We start from the raw sequence: 14,743 nt of genomic DNA, 5'->3' as shown, positions 1-14,743 counted from the left end.
CTTTCGTGTGAGCGTGGCAGTGCTCCTTTTGGTGGTGGCCTTTGCGGTGTTGGGGCCAATGCTGGACACCCGCAACCCACTCTTTGCGGTAGGGGGTCGCTATGACCCACCCTCGGCTAACGCCATTTTGGGTACCGACGTCATTGGCAACGATGTCTTTTTGCAGCTCATGCATGGGCTGGGTACCTCCCTAAAGATAGGGCTGATTGCGGGTTTGGTGGCTACCGCAATTGGTGTGTTCATTGGCACCTTGGCAGGGTTTTTGGGGGGTGTGGTGGATGAGCTGTTGATGGGCTTTACCAACGTGGTCATCACCATCCCGACCATTGTGATTCTAATCCTGCTGTCGGTAGCGCTGGAGTCACGCACCTTGGTTTCGCTAGCTCTGATCATCGGCGTTACGAGCTGGCCTTGGACAGCTCGAGCTGTCCGAGCCCAAACCGCATCTTTGCGTGTTCGCGAACACGTAGACATAGCCCGCCTTTCAGGAGCTAGCGTTTTTTCTATCATTCTTTGGGAGATTCTGCCCTACATGTTCAGCTACATCTTCATGGCTTTTGTGCTTCAACTAGCCAGCGCTATCCTAAGCGAGGCTGCATTGAGCTTGTTGGGTTTGGGGCCGGATAACACCATTAGCTTAGGCAAAATGCTGCAGCTCGCCATTCAAGGTGAGGCCATTCGCACCGGGGCTTACTGGGCCTTTTTGCCTCCTACACTGCTTCTCACAGCAATATCGTTTTCGCTTTTGCTGCTTCAGTCGAGTCTGGATGAAGTGTTCAATCCTCGTCTACGGAGGGCCTGATGGAGACTCTGCTGAGCGTGAAGAACCTTTGTGCCGCCTATGTTCAAGGTGGACAAAGGGTTCGGGTAGTGGATGGCGTTTCGTTGGAACTACGCCGTGGGGAGGTTCTGGGGATTGCGGGAGAGTCGGGTTGTGGAAAGTCTACTTTGGCCCAGGTGTTGGCCCTTTTGGCCCGCCCTCCCCTTTGGGTAGAACAGGGGGAGTTTTGGTTGGACGGAACGATTTATCACCTTGCACAGGAGCATCGCTTGTCCCGTGAGTTGCGCGGTTGCAAGGTGGCGATGCTCCCCCAAGGTGCCTTAAATGCCTTGAACCCCACAGCTCGGATCCGCGAAATTGCTCTGGAGGTCATTCGGGCCCATCAGCCTAAAACCACTCCCCAAGAAGCCTATGCGCGCACCCAGGAGCGTCTTGAGCGGCTTGGATTGCCTGTCCGTGTGCTCGAGGCTTACCCCCATCAGCTCTCAGGAGGCATGCGCCAGCGGGTGGTCACGGTGATTTCCACTTTGCTCAATCCCAAAGTGTTGATTGCCGATGAGCCTACCTCAGCTTTGGACGTCTCGAGCCAGAAAGCGGTGGTCAAGCTGCTTAGAGAGCTTCTAGAACAGAGGGTGATTGAAGGGGTTATCTTCATTGCTCACGACCTGCCCTTGTTGCGCAATGTTGCGGATCGCATTGCCATCATGTATGCCGGAAAGGTGGTGGAGTTAGGACCGAGCCGGGAGATGGTAGAGGCATCACGCCACCCTTACACCAAAGCCCTGGTGGAGGCTGTGCTGGTACCCGAACCCTACATTCGCCAAAGGCGTGTGGAGGGGATTGAAGGGACCCCGCCCGACCTGCGAGCCCCCCCGCCAGGGTGCCGCTTTGCGCCCCGTTGTAGATATGCCTGGGCCCGCTGTAGGGAGCTGGAGCCACCTCCGTTCGGTGATAAAGAGCGTTTTGCAGCTTGCTGGTTGTTGGAGGGGATGTCGGCGTGAAGAGCCTTCTGCAAGTAAGAGCCCTCAGTCGCACCTTTGGGAGTGGCAAGCGGGCTTTGCAGGCGGTAAAAGGGGTGAGCTTTGACTTGGCTCCGGGAGAAATCGTGGCGGTGGTAGGCGAGAGCGGCTCGGGCAAGTCTACTCTAGCCCGCTTAATTCTGCGGCTTCTTTCGCCCACTGAAGGCCAGATGCTTCTGGAGGGTCAGGATGTGCAGCGCATACCTCTGCGGACGTATTGGCGTAGCGTCCAGGCGGTTTTTCAGGACCCCTATGCCGCGTTCAACCAGTTTTACAGTGTACAGCGTCTATTGCAAAAAGCCCTGACCCTTTTTGGACCTCTTCCTACTCAGGAGCGCAAAGCGCGTATGCATTTGGCCCTGCAAAGTGTGGGGCTCGAGCCGGAGAGGATTTTGGGAAAGTATCCCCACCAGCTCTCAGGAGGACAGCGCCAGCGGGTCATGGTCGCTCGGGCAATTATGCTTCGCCCTCGGCTGTTGGTTGCTGATGAGCCTACCTCTGCCCTGGACGCAAGCCTTCGGGCTACCGTGCTCAATTTGCTCAAGGATGTGCGCCAAAAGCATGGAATGAGCATTATTTTCATCACTCACGACATTGGCCAGGCCTACTACTTGAGCGACCGCATTTTGGTGATGTACCGAGGAGAGGTAGTAGAGGAAGGACCGGTGGAGCAAGTGGTAGAGCAAAGCCAGCACCCCTACACCAAGCGCCTTTTATCCGACGTGCCCAGGTTCCACGGATGACATTGTGCCCGGCCCAGCCATGGTATACCCGGCATCAGCGCTCGTGCGCTCTGCTTCGGGGTAATTCTGTGGAATCTGCCTCCAAAACCCCTTCTTTGGGCCTAATCTTCATCCTTGGCACCCTGGCTGCCTACGGCCCCCTTTCCACCGACCTCTACATGCCGGCCCTGCCCACCATTGCCCAGGAGTTCCAAAGCCCTCAAGCACACCAGACCATGGCCGTCTACTTTCTGGGGCTCGCCCTGGGTCAACTCTTCTACGGCCCCTTGAGCGACCGGGTGGGGCGGCGGCGGCCCTTGCTGGTGGGTTCCGGCCTTTTCGCGCTGGCCTCGCTGGGTTGCGCGCTGGCCCCCTCCATGCCCCTATTGGTCTTCTTCCGCTTTTTGCAGGCGCTCGGGGGTTCGGTGGGGATGGTCACCACCCTGGCCATCGTGCGCGACCTTTTCCGGGGCCGCCAGGCTGCCCAGGTCATCTCCTACCTGACCCTGGTGATGGGGGTGGCCCCCATTCTGGCGCCTTTGGTGGGGGGGCAGGTCCTCCTCTACTTTGACTGGCGCGCGATCTTTGTGCTGCTGGCCCTGTTTGGCTTTTTGTGCTTGGGCTTGGTGGGGCTGGCCCTTCCCGAAACCCACCCCCCAGCCCGACGTACCCAGAGCCCCTTCTGGGCTGCCCTAGGCGACTACCTCCGGTTGGTGCGCGAGCGGGCCTTTCTGGCCTATGCCCTGCCCAACAGCCTGATGGGGGCAGGCTTCTTCACCTACCTGAGCGCGGCCTCGCCAGTGTTTATCGGGGTGTATGGGGTTTCGCCGCAGCACTTTGGCTTTATCTTTGGCCTGAACGCCCTTGGCCTGATTCTCAGCTCCCAGCTCAACGCCCTTCTGCTCCGGCGCCGCTCGAGCCGCCGCATCCTGGTCGGGGCCATGGTTCTGATGGTGGGAGCAGCCCTGGGTTTGGTTTTGGTCGCGGCCAGCGGGGCTGGGGGAATGCTGGGGGTTTGGGCAGCCCTCTTCGTTTGCGTGGGGGGGATGGGCCTGGTGCGGCCCAACGCCCAGGCTCTGGCCATGGAGCCCTACCCCGAGCGGGCTGGACTGGCCTCCTCCCTTTTGGGGGCGATGGGTTCGGGCACCGGGGCCTTGGCCGGGAGCCTGCTGGGGCTCTTCCCTGAGGCTTCGGCCCTGCCCATGGCCCTCACCATTGCGGCCTGTTATGGCCTGGCCTTGGGGTTTTTCTGGATGTTTCAGGTTTTGTTGCGCACGAGCCAAAACCTTCTCAGGAGTTGACCATGCTTGAAGTAGAGGAAATTCTCCGTCAGATGACCTTGGAGGAAAAAGCCGCCCTTTGCACCGGGGCCAGCGCCTGGACCACCCTGGCCATTCCCCGACTGGGGGTCCCTGAGATGGTGGTTTCCGACGGGCCCCACGGGCTCCGGCGGGTGGCCGATGTGCATGCGGTGGGAACCAAGAGCCTTCCTGCCACAGCTTTTCCCACCGCCTCCTGCCTCTCCGCCACCTGGGACCGCGAGCTTTTGCGGGAGGTAGGGGCGGCCATCGCCCGGGAGGCCATTGCCCTGGGGGTAGACGTGGTGCTGGGCCCAGGCAACAACATGAAGCGAAGCCCGCTGTGCGGTCGCAACTTCGAGTACTTTTCCGAAGACCCCTACCTCGCTGGAGAGCTGGCCGCCAGCTACATCCAGGGGGTTCAGTCCCAGGGGGTGGGCACCTCCCTCAAGCACTACGCGGCCAACAACCAGGAGTACCAGCGGTTGCGGATTGATGTGCGGGTGGATGAGCGCACCCTGCGCGAGATTTACCTGACCGGCTTTGAGATTGCGGTCAAAAAAGGCCGCCCCTGGACGGTGATGTGCGCTTACAACAAGGTAAACGGCACCTACGCCTCCGAGCACCGCTACCTCCTGCAGCAGGTGCTCAAGGACGAGTGGGGCTTTGAGGGGCTGGTGGTCTCCGACTGGGGGGCGGTGGTGGACCGGGTGGCGGCCCTGGAGGCGGGCCTTGACCTGGCCATGCCTGGCCCCAAGGCCCGCTTCACCCAGGCCCTGGTGGAGGCGGTGCGCTCGGGCCGCCTGGAGGAGGCCCGGTTGGACGAGGCGGTGCGCCGCATCCTGCGGGTGGTCTTCCGGGCCAAGGCCACCCCCAAGGGGGGCCAGTTTGACGCCGAGGCCCACCATGCCCTGGCCCGAAGGGCTGCCGCGGAGGGAATGGTGCTCTTGAAGAACGAGGGCCTGCTGCCCTTGAAGAACCCCCTGCGGATCGCGGTGATTGGTCGCTCGGCCCTGCATCCCCAGTTCCAAGGTGGGGGTAGCTCCAACGTGAACCCCACCCGGGTGGACATCCCTCTAGAGGAGCTGCGCAGGGTGGCTGGGGAGGCCCAGGTTACCTACGCCGAGGGATACCCTGAGGGCCTCGCCGAAGACCCCAGGCTCATTGAGGAAGCGGTGGCCCAGGCCCGGGCGGCCGAGGTGGCCCTGGTCTTCGTAGCCCTGCCCCCCGCGGTGGAGTCGGAGGGCTACGACCGCCCTTTTCTGGGGCTTACCCCGCAGCAGGAGGCGCTTATCCAGGCGGTGAGCCAGGCCCAACCCCGCACGGTGGTGGTCTTGAACACCGGCTCGGCGGTGGACATGCGGTCGTGGATCGGGGGGGTGGGGGCGGTTCTGCAGGGCTGGCTGATGGGCCAGGCAGGGGCTGGGGCTATCGCCGACATCCTCTTTGGCCGGATCAATCCCTCCGGCAAGCTGGCGGAGACCTTCCCGATGCGCTTGCAGGACACCCCGGCCTACCTCAACTTTCCCGGCGAGAACGGGGAGGTGCGCTACGGCGAGGGAATTTACATCGGCTACCGCTACTACGAGGCCAAGGAGCTGCCTGTCCTGTTTCCCTTCGGCCACGGCCTCTCGTACACCACCTTCCGCTACGCCAACCTGCGCTGCCCTTCCCGCTTCAAGGATACCGAGGGCCTGCGCGTTGCCTTTGAGGTGACCAATACCGGCCAGGTGGCTGGGAAGGAAGTGGTCCAGGTGTACGTGCGCGACCCCCAATCGAGCCTACCGAGGCCGCCCAAGGAGCTCAAGGGTTTTGCGAAGGTGGCCCTCGAGCCCGGCGAGACCAAGACCGTAGAGGTAGAGCTTGACTACCGGGCCTTTGCCTACTACCACCCTGGCCTGAAGGACTGGGTGGCCGAGGAAGGGGAGTACGAGATCCTGGTAGGGGCCTCCTCCGCCGACATCCGGCTGCGCCAAACGGTGGTGCTTGAGGCCACCCGGGACTGGCCTTCCCTGCTCAACGAGGAGTCTACCCTGCGCGAGTGGCTTCAGGACAAGCGGGGCCGGAAGGTCATGGAGCCTTTTTTGGAGGAGATGCTGCCCCAAATTCGCGCCGCTTTCGGCCTGGAGGAAGGGGAGACCTTTATTGGGATGGACCTGATGGGCTTCCTTCTGGACATGCCCCTGCGCAGCCTGCTGGACTTCCAGTCCGAAAGGCTGCCCACCTCGCCCGAGGTAATGGTGCGGGATCTGCTCCGCCGGGTGCGGGATGGGGTTTTGGTGGATGGGGAGGCTTCGGGCGAAGGGCGCCGGGCCCTCTAGTTGACCTGCCTCCGGGTCGGAGGCGTAAAGGGTGTGGCGCCTTCCGGCCGAAGGTGGGGTGGCGGCGGTTGGCCTGTTCCACTAGACTGCGGCTATGCGCGAGCGCATCCTAATGCGAATTCGCCGGGCGCTTGAGCACCGCCCCCAGCTCGAGCTGCCTCCCCCTCTGAACCCCGCCACTCTGGGCCCGGCCGAAGCCCGCGCCCTCCTGCTGAGGCGGCTGGAGGAGAATGGGGCCGAGGCGGTGGTGCTGGAGGACCTCGAGGCCGCACGGGCTTGGTTGGCGGTCTTCACCCAGACTTTTGATGGGGTAGCCCTGGGGGACGGCCTCCCCGCTGCGCTTCGCCCTGCCCTCCCGCTGCGCCCACCAGAGGAGGCCCCCCTCGGGGTCTCCTGGGCCCTGGGGGCAGTGGCCGAGACGGGTACAGTGGTTTTGAGCAGCCGCGAGGGGCGTCGCGTTCAGCTTCTGCCCCCTACCCATCTGGTCTTTGTCCCCGGAGATAGGGTCTACGCCACGCTTTACGAGGCGCTTTCATCCTTGTCCCACCTGCCTTCGGTCTTGGGGCTCCACTCGGGACCCAGCAAGTCTGCGGACATCGGGCAGATCATGGTCAGGGGGGTGCACGGGCCGGGGCGCTTGGTGGTGGCCTTGGTGGACCAATCCCAATCTGATTTACAGACGCCCGAGGCCCCCCAGGCTAAACTGAAACAATGAACAAGGCCCGGACCCTAGGCGAGCTGAGGCGCACCTACCCCCTGGAAAAGCTTCGCCGCAGCGTCAAGGACGAGGCACGGGAGAATCTCATCGCCAAGCTCCGCTCCGGTGAGCGGGTTTTCCCCGGTATTCACGGCTACGACGACACGGTCATCCCCGCTTTGGTCAACGCCATCCTGGCCCGGCACAACTTCATCCTGCTGGGCCTCAGAGGCCAGGCCAAAAGCCGCATCCTGCGCCAGCTCACCGAGCTTCTGGACGAGGAGATCCCGGCTTTGCCCACTGAACTGCGCGACAACCCCCTCTTCCCCCTCTCGGCGGAGGCCAAGCGGCTTCTGGAGGAGGCCGGCGAGGAAGCCCCCATTGTTTGGATTCCCCGTTCGGAGCGCTACGTGGAGAAGTTGGCCACCCCCGATACCACCGTGGCCGACATCCTGGGCGATATAGACCCCATCAAGGCGGCCCGGCGAGGCAGCGGGCTTTCCGATTTAGAGGCTGTTCACTACGGGCTTCTGCCCAGGGCCAACCGGGGTATCTTTGCCATGAACGAGGTGGCCGACCTGGCCCCCAAGGTTCAGGTGGCGCTTTTCAACATCCTCCAGGAGGGGGATGTGCAGATCCGGGGCTACCCCGTGCGGCTTGCCCTGGACGTCTGGCTTACCTTCACCGCCAACCCCCAGGACTACACCGCTCGCGGCAAGATCGTCACCCCCCTCAAGGACCGCATCGGCTCGGAGATCCGCACCCACTACCCGCGCACCCTGGAGGAGGGCCTGGCCATCACCCGTCAGGAGGCCTGGGTGGCCCGCGAGGAGGGCATCTACGTGCCGGCCTATGTGGCCGAGGCGGCTGAGGCAGTGGCCTTTGTGGCGCGGGAGGATAAGCGGGTGGACAAGACCTCTGGGGTCTCCCAGCGGCTTTCCATAAGCCTTTTGGAGCTGGTGGTCTCCAACGCCGAGCGGCGAGCCTTGCGCTTCGGCGAGCGCCCGGTGGCCAGGCCGCTTGACCTCTACGCGGCTCTCCCGGCCATCACCGGCAAGATTGAGCTGGAGTACGAAGGGGAGCTGCAAGGAGCAGAGCGGGTAGCTAAGGACCTGCTGCAGAAGGCCTTTGCCATGGCCTACGGCGAGCGGGCCCGGGGGCTTCCCACCGACGAGGTGGTGCAGTACTTCGCCGAGGGCCACCTGCTCACCCTGCCCGAGGCTGGGGCTAGGGCGGTGCTGAGGGAGATGGAGAAGGTTCCGGGGTTGCTGGCCGTAGCCCGGAGGCTGGAGCCACAGGCCACCCCCGAGGCCCTGGTGGCGGCGGCCGAGTTTGTCCTGGAAGGCCTGGCCGGCCGGCGCAAGATTGCCCGGGGAGAGGAAAGCTACAGCGCCCCATTGGAGCGAGGCGAGCGATGGGGCAGCGGGAATTAGGGAGGAGCCGTGCGCGTCCGTTACTCCAAGTACGAGCCTGGCTTTGATGACCTCACCGGGGCCGACCTGATGGAGATGATCCAGGACTTCCTCATGGACTCGGGCTTTTCCGACCCCTACAACCGCTACCAGCCCGACCCCAGCCGTGTTCCCACCCTGGAAGACCTCTACGACGCGTTGCTGCAGGCCCTCTTACAGCAGGACCGCATCCCCGAGGAGTGGCTCAGGGAGGCCCGCTTTGCCAACCGTAAGGAGGAGACCCGGCTTTATCGGGAGATCCAAAAGCTCATTCAGCGGCTGCAGGATGAGGGGTACATCCGGCTGCCCGAGGGCGAGCCGCCCGGGGCGGGGCAAGGTTTCCAGGGGGAAGCCCAGGAGGTCCGCATTGAGCTCACCAACAAATCGGTGGACTTCCTGGGCCTGAGGAGCCTGCGGGCCCTGCTTGGCGCTTTGGGGAAGAATGCCCCCGGCGCCCATCCCACCCGGCACTACGCCCCGGGGGTGGAGTCCAGCGGCGAGACCAAGCCCTACGAGTTTGGCGACCAGCCCAACCTACAGGTTGGGGAGACCCTGAAAAACCTGGTGATGAAGGGTCTGGACAACCTAGAGCCGGAAGACTTGGTGGTTGAGCTTTCCGAGTACACCGCGGCCATGAACACGGTGGTGCTCTTGGATTGCTCCCACTCCATGATCCTCTACGGCGAGGACCGCTTTACCCCGGCCAAGCGGGTGGCCCTGGGCCTCGCCCACCTTATCCGCACCCAGTATCCGGGCGACCAGGTGCGTTTTGGTATCTTCCACGACAGCGCCGAGGAGGTGCCCCTGGGCCGGCTGCCCACCGTGCAGGTGGGGCCCTACCACACCAACACCGCCGAGGGCCTGCGCCTGGCGCGCAAGATGCTCCGCAAGATGAGCGGGGAGATGAAGCAGATCATCATGATTACCGACGGGAAGCCCTCCGCCCTTACCCTTCCCTCAGGGCAGATCTACAAGAACGCCTGGGGGCTGGACCCCGTCATCCTGGCTGAGACCCTCAAGGAGGCTACCCTGGCCCGCAAGGAGGGCATCCCCATCCACACCTTCATGCTGGCCCGGGAGCCCGAGCTTTTGGCCTTTGTCAAAAAGATCACCCAGATCACCCGGGGCAAGGCCTACCTGACCACCCCGGCCAACATCGGCAAGTACGTGCTGATGGACTTTTTGAACCGTAAGGTGAGCCGCAACTAGGCGATGCGGGCGATAGCCGGCAAGTAGCTAGGGCCAAAGAAGTGGAGGTGGAGCAGGAGGTAGTAAAGCTGGTAGCGGGGCAGTGCGGCCTCCACCTCTGGGGGAATGGGGTAGTGGGCTTGGTAGTGCCGCCAGAATTCCTGGGGGAAGCCGCCAAAGAGGCGCATCATGGCCAGGTCAACCCCCCGCTCCCCCCACCAGGCTGAAGGGTCGAGCAGAACAGGGCCCCCTCGGGCGTGCAGCACGTTGCCGTGCCAGAGATCGCCGTGGATGAGCACTGGGCCCTCCTGCGGGAGGGGGGCTTCCAGGGCTGCTTCCACCCTGGCCGCGAGGTTCCCGAGTTTCTTCCAGGTGGCCTCGAGCAGGGGCTTTATGCGTTTGTCCACCCAGAAGCGAGCCCAGCTGTCCGAGGTGCCTTCTGGAAGGGCGAACCGGCCCAGGTAGACCGGGGCCGGACTGCCGTAGGTGGGGGCCTTGTGGCGGTGCAGGCGGGCCAGCATCTCGGCCAGGGCAGGCCAGCAAGGCCTCCCTTGGGGCAGGTACTCCAGCACCAGCCCCTCCTCGCCCACCCAGAAGACCCGGGGGGTTCGCACCCCGGCACCCTGGAGTGCCTGTAGACCGCGGGCCTCGGTCGGAAAAAGGCCTGCAGGCGGATCCGGGTGGGTTTTGACCACGTAGGGGCCAGCCCGCCAAACCTGGCCTGTGTCCCCCCCGGGGAGGGGCTGGGCGGGGTGCTGTGGGAGCTGGGCCCGACGCAGGATTTCAGCGGGGTGCATGGGCGTTCAGAAAGGCCTCAATGGCCTCGTCCAACATCTGGTAAACTCGCTCGAATCCTTCCAGACCGCCGTAGTAGGGGTCGGGCACCTCGCCGCCGCCGTTTAGCTCGAGGATCAGCCGGGCTTTTCCCTTGTGCTCAGGGAACATGCGCTCGAGGGTGTGTAGGTTGTCGTAGTCCATGACGAAGACGTGGTCAAAGTAGCTCAGGTCCTCGGCCCGAACCCGACGGGCGGTGTGGGGAAAGAGGGCGTTGTGCTTGGCCAGGACCCACTCGGTGCGCGGGTCGGCGGGTTCGCCTTCGTGCCAGCCGCCGGTGCCGCAGGAGTCCACCTCGAACTGCCCCTCCAAGCCGCGCTCCTTGAGCTTGCGCCGCAGAATGCCCTCAGCCATGGGGCTGCGGCAGATGTTGCCCATGCAGACGAAGAGCACCCGGGTCATAGCTTTACGATAACGCCTTCGTGGGGCCGGAGCTCCAGCACCCCTTCCACCTTCTCATAGCGGTCGAGGTGGGTCGAGAGCAGGATTTCCCCGCCTGGGGTGGAAAGCTGCCGGGCCTCGCCGGTGAAGTTCAGGGCCACCAGCACCTCGCCCCCGCGCAGATAGGCGAAGACCCCCGGCGGAGCCTTGTAGCTCTGGTAGTCGCCATGCAGGAGGGCAGGGGTCTCCTTGCGCACCACCAGCAGGGTGCGCACCAGGGTCAGCATGGAGAAGGGGTCGGCGTCCTGCACCTCCACGTTGCGCTCCACGTAGTCGGGGTTCACCGGCAGCCAGGGCTCTACCGTGCTGAAGCCAGCGTAGGCGAAGCCGCTCCACTGCATAGGGGTACGCTCGGGGTCGCGGCCCGGGTCGAGGCCGTGCTCACCGGCGGCCCCCCGCTGGCGCAGGGCGGCGGGGTCCTGCACCTTTTCGGGGGGAATCTGCCCGTTCACCATGCCAATTTCGTCCCCGTAGTACCAGGTGGGCGAGCCCCGCAGGGTGAAGAGTAGCATCGCGGCTACGCGGGCCTGGTCGTGCCCAATGCGGCTTGCCAGGCGGGGCTGGTCGTGGTTGCCCAGCACCCAGTTGGGGGTGGCAAAGGGCGGCAGGCTCCGCTCGTACTCCTCCACAATGGCGCGGATGTTCTCGGCGGTCCAGTGGGAGAGGCCCCTAAAAATCAGGTGGAAGTTGAAGGGCAGGTGGCAGCCGGGGCGCTCGGCGGTGCCGTAGTAGGGTATCAGCTTCTCGTAGGGCAGGTAAATCTCCCCTACCATTACCCGGTGCCCTGGATACTCGTCCAGCACGGCCCGCATCTCCTGCACGATCTCGCGGGTCTCGGGCTGGTCTTCCTGGTAGATGTGCAGGTGGCGGAAGCGGTCTATCTGGCCGGGCTGGTAGGCGGGGTTGTCGGGCTCGTCGCGGAAGAGGGCATCCTCCACCAGCAGCCAGAGCACATCCACGCGGAAGCCGTCCACGCCCTTGTCCAGCCAGAAGCGCATTACATCGTACATTGCCTTCCGCACCTCGGGGTTGCGCCAGTTGAGGTCGGGCTGCTCGGGCAGGAACTGGTGTAGGTAGTACTGGCCGGTCCTTTCGTCGAAGCTCCAGGAAGGCCCGCCAAAGAAGGACATCCAGTTGTTGGGGGGGCCGCCGTCTGGGGCCGGGTCGCGCCAGACGTACCAGTCGCGCTTGGGGTTGTCGCGGGACGAGCGCGACTCCAAAAACCAGGGGTGTTGGTCGGAGGTGTGGTTGGGCACGAAGTCTATCAGCACCTTGAGGCCCAGCCGGTGGGCTTCGGCCAGCAGCTCGTCAAAGTCTTTTAGGGTGCCGAAGATGGGGTCCACGTCGCAGTAGTCGGCCACATCGTAGCCGAAGTCCTTCATGGGGCTTTTGTAGAAGGGCGAGAGCCAGATGGCGTCGAAGCCCAGGTCGCGGATGTAGCCCAGCCGCCGGCGGATGCCCGGCAGGTCGCCGATGCCGTCGCCGTTGGAGTCCTGGAAGCTGCGGGGGTAGATCTGGTAGATGCTTGCGGTTTTCCACCACATAGGTATCCCTCAAGGGCGTTGGATGAGCCAGAGCCTTTCGTAGGGCCGCAGGTAGGCCGGAGCGGGAGCCTCGGTAATCCGGTCAAAGGGCTGGACCAGGCCCTCTCGACGCAGGGCCTCAAAGGGAAAGGGCTGTTCCTCCTCGCTGAAGTTGTAGACCTGTACCAGGGGGCCTAGGGGGTGTTCTCGCTTCAGGAGCAGGAGGTGGGGGTTGGCCTGCCAAAGGGGCCGGGTAGGGAAGGCCGCGTGCATCTGAGGAATGCGGGCACGGGCTTCCAGAAGCCCCTTGATGCCGTGAAAGAGGCGGTGTTCAATCGTGCCTTCTTGGTGGCGCCTTTCTGCTTTGGCCCAGTCCATCTGGGGTCGGTGCAGCCAGCGGTTGTCGTCCTTATGGGTTGGTTCTTCTGTATAGCTGTAGTCGTTGAGCAGGCCCAGCTCGTCGCCCATGTAGATAAGCGGAATGCCCTCGCCGTAGCCGATAAAAACCGCGTGGGCCAGCAGAAGGCGCTCTATGGCCAGGTTAACCAGGCGGGGGTTGCCCGATTCCAGCGCGGCCTCGAGCCCCGCCAGGCTGGCCGCCATCCCCGAGGTGCGCCGGTCGCCGGTCTGGGGGTTCTCCTGGAAGGGCAGGCCCCGGGCAAAGGAACCGGGAAAGTCGCCCTGGTAGAAGTCGGCCAGAAAGCGCCGGTGGGCCGCCCCGTCAAGCCCCACCGCGGCGGCGTCGGTGTCGGAGATGGCCCAGCCGATGTCGTCGTGGCAGCGCAGGTAGGTGGCCCAGGCGGTGGAGGGGGGCTTCTCCGGGAAGCGCTGCAGGGCCTGGGTGAAAAGGCGGGTGTCGCGGCTGGCCAGGCTGCTCCAGATCTGCACCATCAGGGTGTTGTGGTAGGCCAGCTCCGAGACCTTGCCGTAGTGCTTCCCGGTGCCCAGGTAGGCGATCAGGTCTTCGGGGGCCACGATGGCCTCGGCCTTGAAGGCCACCGCCGGGGCCCCGATGCGCACCGCCGCCCTGAGGGCCTGGGTGAGGGCGTGTACCTCGGGCTGGTTCTGGCAGTTCGTACCCAGGCGCTTCCAGGTGAAGGCGATGGCGTCTAGCCGGAAGACCTCCACCCCCTTGTTGGCCAGCCACAAAATCAGGTCGAGGTACTCCAGAAACACCTCGGGGTTGCTCCAGTTCACGTCCCACTGCCAGCGGTTGAAGGTGGTCCAGACCCAGCCCTCCAGTTCGTCGTCCCAGGTGAAGTTGCCGGGGGCGAAGTCGGGGAAGACCTCGGGCAGGGTGCGCTCGAAAGCGTCGGGCTGGGTGCGGTCGGGGTAGATGTAGAAGTAGGCGCGGTAGCGGGGGTCGCCCCTTCGGGCGGCCAGGGCCCAGGGGTGCTCGCGGGCCACGTGGTTGAGCACCAGGTCCAAGCAGAGGCTGATGCCCTCCTGGCGGAGCCGGGTGCAGAGGGCCTCGAGGTCGTCCATGGTCCCCAGGTCGGGGCGCACCTGCCGGTAGTCGGCCACCGCGTAGCCCCCGTCGTTCTCGCCTTCGCGGGGGAGCAAAAGGGGCATCAGGTGCAGGTAGCGGACGCCCAGCTCCTTCAGGTAGGGGATGCGCTCGGCCACCCCCCGCAGGTTCCCGGCGAAGCGCTCGGTGTAGGCGATGTAGCCGCACATCTCGGGTTTTTGGAACCAGTCCGGGGTGTGAATGCGTCGCAGGTCCAGGGCCTGCAAATCCGGCGGGCGCTCGGCCAGGTTTCGCCCCAGCACCTCAGCGGCCCGCAGGGCCACCTCTTCGGCCTCTGGGTAGACCGCCTGCAGCCCCTCGAGCAGGTCGGGGAGGTGGCGGTGCACCCGGGCTTCCAGCTCGGCGGCGCGGTAGACCTCGAGGTCTGGAAGCCTTTCCAAAAGGCGGGCCAGGAAAGTCCCTCTCTCCATTCGCGTCTACATTCTAAGCCAGCCCCTGCTTTGGGGGGGTGCCTTCCCCGCCTGGGGATGGGGTCCGGTGGGGGTTGGGGCTAGCCCAGGAGCAGCACCTTTACCGCTCGCTCCCGCTGCAAGGCCAGAGCGAAGGCCGCATGGGCCTCCCTCAGGGGAAAGCGGTGGGTGATGAGGGGCTCCACCCGCACCTGGCCCTGGGCCAGCAGGCGCAGGGCCTCTGGGTAGTCGTGGGCGGTCCACGAAGCTCGAGGTTGCCCACCGCAAAGGGCCCTTGGGAGCTGCTTGTGCAAAGCCGCTACCAGGCCTGCAAGCGCCCAGGGCAGATACTGTCGGGCCAGCAGGTCGCGCAGCCCCAGGCCGCTGCGGGGGTCAGGAACTCGGTGAAGTGGCGGTTCCAGCGGGAGAAGGAGCGGCCAAAGTCCAGCAGCACGCTGCCCTCGGGGGCCTCGAGGACAATCTGATTGCCGCCAATCTCGCCCCAGCCCCCGTGAACCGCTACCTTCAGGCCATCCAGCCGGAACATCCAA

13 protein-coding genes and 1 pseudogene are annotated in these 14,743 nt (G+C 64.4%); 8 read left to right on the top strand and 6 right to left on the bottom strand.

The window, feature by feature from the left end:
• Positions 1–7 precede the first annotated feature (7 nt).
• The 8 genes from NZ849_RS10755 to NZ849_RS10720 all read left to right on the top strand — a co-directional run bounded on the left by NZ849_RS10755 (position 8) and on the right by NZ849_RS10720 (position 9,498).
• On the top strand, positions 8–802 hold the full coding sequence (locus NZ849_RS10755; RefSeq protein ID WP_295407165.1) for an ABC transporter permease: 795 nt from the start codon (positions 8–10) through the stop codon (positions 800–802).
• The gene (locus NZ849_RS10750) at positions 802–1,782 is read left to right on the top strand and encodes an ABC transporter ATP-binding protein (RefSeq protein ID WP_295407161.1); all 981 of its coding nucleotides are present in this window, start codon (positions 802–804) and stop codon (positions 1,780–1,782) included. The genes NZ849_RS10755 and NZ849_RS10750 overlap by 1 nt, the downstream gene beginning before the upstream one ends.
• A complete protein-coding gene (locus NZ849_RS10745) occupies positions 1,779–2,543 on the top strand; it encodes an ABC transporter ATP-binding protein (RefSeq protein ID WP_295407158.1) in 765 nt (254 codons plus the stop codon). The genes NZ849_RS10750 and NZ849_RS10745 overlap by 4 nt, the downstream gene beginning before the upstream one ends.
• A 68-nt stretch (positions 2,544–2,611) precedes the next feature.
• Positions 2,612–3,823 carry a Bcr/CflA family multidrug efflux MFS transporter gene (locus NZ849_RS10740; RefSeq protein WP_295407155.1) on the top strand — a complete coding sequence of 404 codons (1,212 nt, stop codon included), beginning with the start codon at positions 2,612–2,614 and terminating at the stop codon, positions 3,821–3,823.
• A gap of 2 nt (positions 3,824–3,825) precedes the next feature.
• Positions 3,826–6,141, top strand: a complete 2,316-nt coding sequence (locus NZ849_RS10735; protein WP_295407152.1) for a glycoside hydrolase family 3 C-terminal domain-containing protein — start codon at positions 3,826–3,828, stop codon at positions 6,139–6,141.
• A gap of 94 nt (positions 6,142–6,235) precedes the next feature.
• Positions 6,236–6,856 carry a lactate utilization protein gene (locus NZ849_RS10730; RefSeq protein ID WP_295407149.1) on the top strand — a complete coding sequence of 207 codons (621 nt, stop codon included), beginning with the start codon at positions 6,236–6,238 and terminating at the stop codon, positions 6,854–6,856.
• A complete protein-coding gene (locus NZ849_RS10725) occupies positions 6,853–8,271 on the top strand; it encodes a sigma 54-interacting transcriptional regulator (protein WP_295407146.1) in 1,419 nt (472 codons plus the stop codon). The genes NZ849_RS10730 and NZ849_RS10725 overlap by 4 nt, the downstream gene beginning before the upstream one ends.
• Positions 8,272–8,340: 69 nt before the next feature.
• Positions 8,341–9,498 (top strand): hypothetical protein, encoded by a 1,158-nt coding sequence (locus NZ849_RS10720; RefSeq protein ID WP_295407273.1) that lies wholly within the window; start codon positions 8,341–8,343, stop codon positions 9,496–9,498.
• On the opposite strand, the gene NZ849_RS10715 is transcribed toward NZ849_RS10720, so the two are convergent.
• The 6 genes and pseudogenes from NZ849_RS10715 to NZ849_RS10690 form a co-directional block, all read right to left on the bottom strand.
• Positions 9,495–10,274: a fructosamine kinase family protein gene (locus NZ849_RS10715; protein WP_295407143.1), complete on the bottom strand. Its 780-nt coding sequence runs from the start codon at positions 10,272–10,274 to the stop codon at positions 9,495–9,497. The genes NZ849_RS10720 and NZ849_RS10715 overlap by 4 nt on opposite strands.
• Entirely contained in the window at positions 10,261–10,713 is a 453-nt protein-coding gene (locus tag NZ849_RS10710) for a low molecular weight protein-tyrosine-phosphatase (RefSeq protein WP_295407140.1), read from the bottom strand. The genes NZ849_RS10715 and NZ849_RS10710 overlap by 14 nt, the downstream gene beginning before the upstream one ends.
• Entirely contained in the window at positions 10,710–12,296 is a 1,587-nt protein-coding gene (locus tag NZ849_RS10705; protein WP_295407137.1) for an alpha-amylase family glycosyl hydrolase, read from the bottom strand. Before NZ849_RS10705 ends, NZ849_RS10710 begins: the two co-directional genes overlap by 4 nt.
• Positions 12,297–12,305: 9 nt before the next feature.
• Entirely contained in the window at positions 12,306–14,213 is a 1,908-nt protein-coding gene (locus NZ849_RS10700; protein ID WP_295407135.1) for an alpha-amylase family protein, read from the bottom strand.
• 80 nt (positions 14,214–14,293) lie between these two features.
• Entirely contained in the window at positions 14,294–14,506 is a 213-nt protein-coding gene (locus NZ849_RS10695; RefSeq protein ID WP_295407131.1) for a hypothetical protein, read from the bottom strand.
• Positions 14,507–14,511: 5 nt separating this feature from the next.
• Positions 14,512–14,743: pseudogene (locus tag NZ849_RS10690) on the bottom strand (hypothetical protein); the annotation flags it as partial.

The organism is Meiothermus sp. (assembly GCF_025060375.1).
In the GTDB taxonomy this organism is placed as follows: domain Bacteria; phylum Deinococcota; class Deinococci; order Deinococcales; family Thermaceae; genus Meiothermus.
The sequence above is the reverse complement of the archived record's forward strand: the minus strand, read 5'-3'. Positions and strand labels throughout refer to the sequence as shown.

Excerpts from the sequence above, each read along its gene's own strand:
- NZ849_RS10715 (WP_295407143.1), bottom strand. The coding sequence starts at position 10,274 with ATGCACCCCGCTGAAATCCTGCGTCGGGCCCAGCTCCCACAGCACCCC.
- NZ849_RS10750 (WP_295407161.1), top strand. The coding sequence starts at position 802 with ATGGAGACTCTGCTGAGCGTGAAGAACCTTTGTGCCGCCTATGTTCAA.
- NZ849_RS10735 (WP_295407152.1), top strand. The coding sequence starts at position 3,826 with ATGCTTGAAGTAGAGGAAATTCTCCGTCAGATGACCTTGGAGGAAAAA.
- NZ849_RS10700 (WP_295407135.1), bottom strand. The coding sequence starts at position 14,213 with ATGGAGAGAGGGACTTTCCTGGCCCGCCTTTTGGAAAGGCTTCCAGAC.
- NZ849_RS10720 (WP_295407273.1), top strand. The coding sequence starts at position 8,341 with ATGGAGATGATCCAGGACTTCCTCATGGACTCGGGCTTTTCCGACCCC.
- NZ849_RS10725 (WP_295407146.1), top strand. The coding sequence starts at position 6,853 with ATGAACAAGGCCCGGACCCTAGGCGAGCTGAGGCGCACCTACCCCCTG.
- NZ849_RS10730 (WP_295407149.1), top strand. The coding sequence starts at position 6,236 with ATGCGCGAGCGCATCCTAATGCGAATTCGCCGGGCGCTTGAGCACCGC.
- NZ849_RS10710 (WP_295407140.1), bottom strand. The coding sequence starts at position 10,713 with ATGACCCGGGTGCTCTTCGTCTGCATGGGCAACATCTGCCGCAGCCCC.
- NZ849_RS10705 (WP_295407137.1), bottom strand. The coding sequence starts at position 12,296 with ATGTGGTGGAAAACCGCAAGCATCTACCAGATCTACCCCCGCAGCTTC.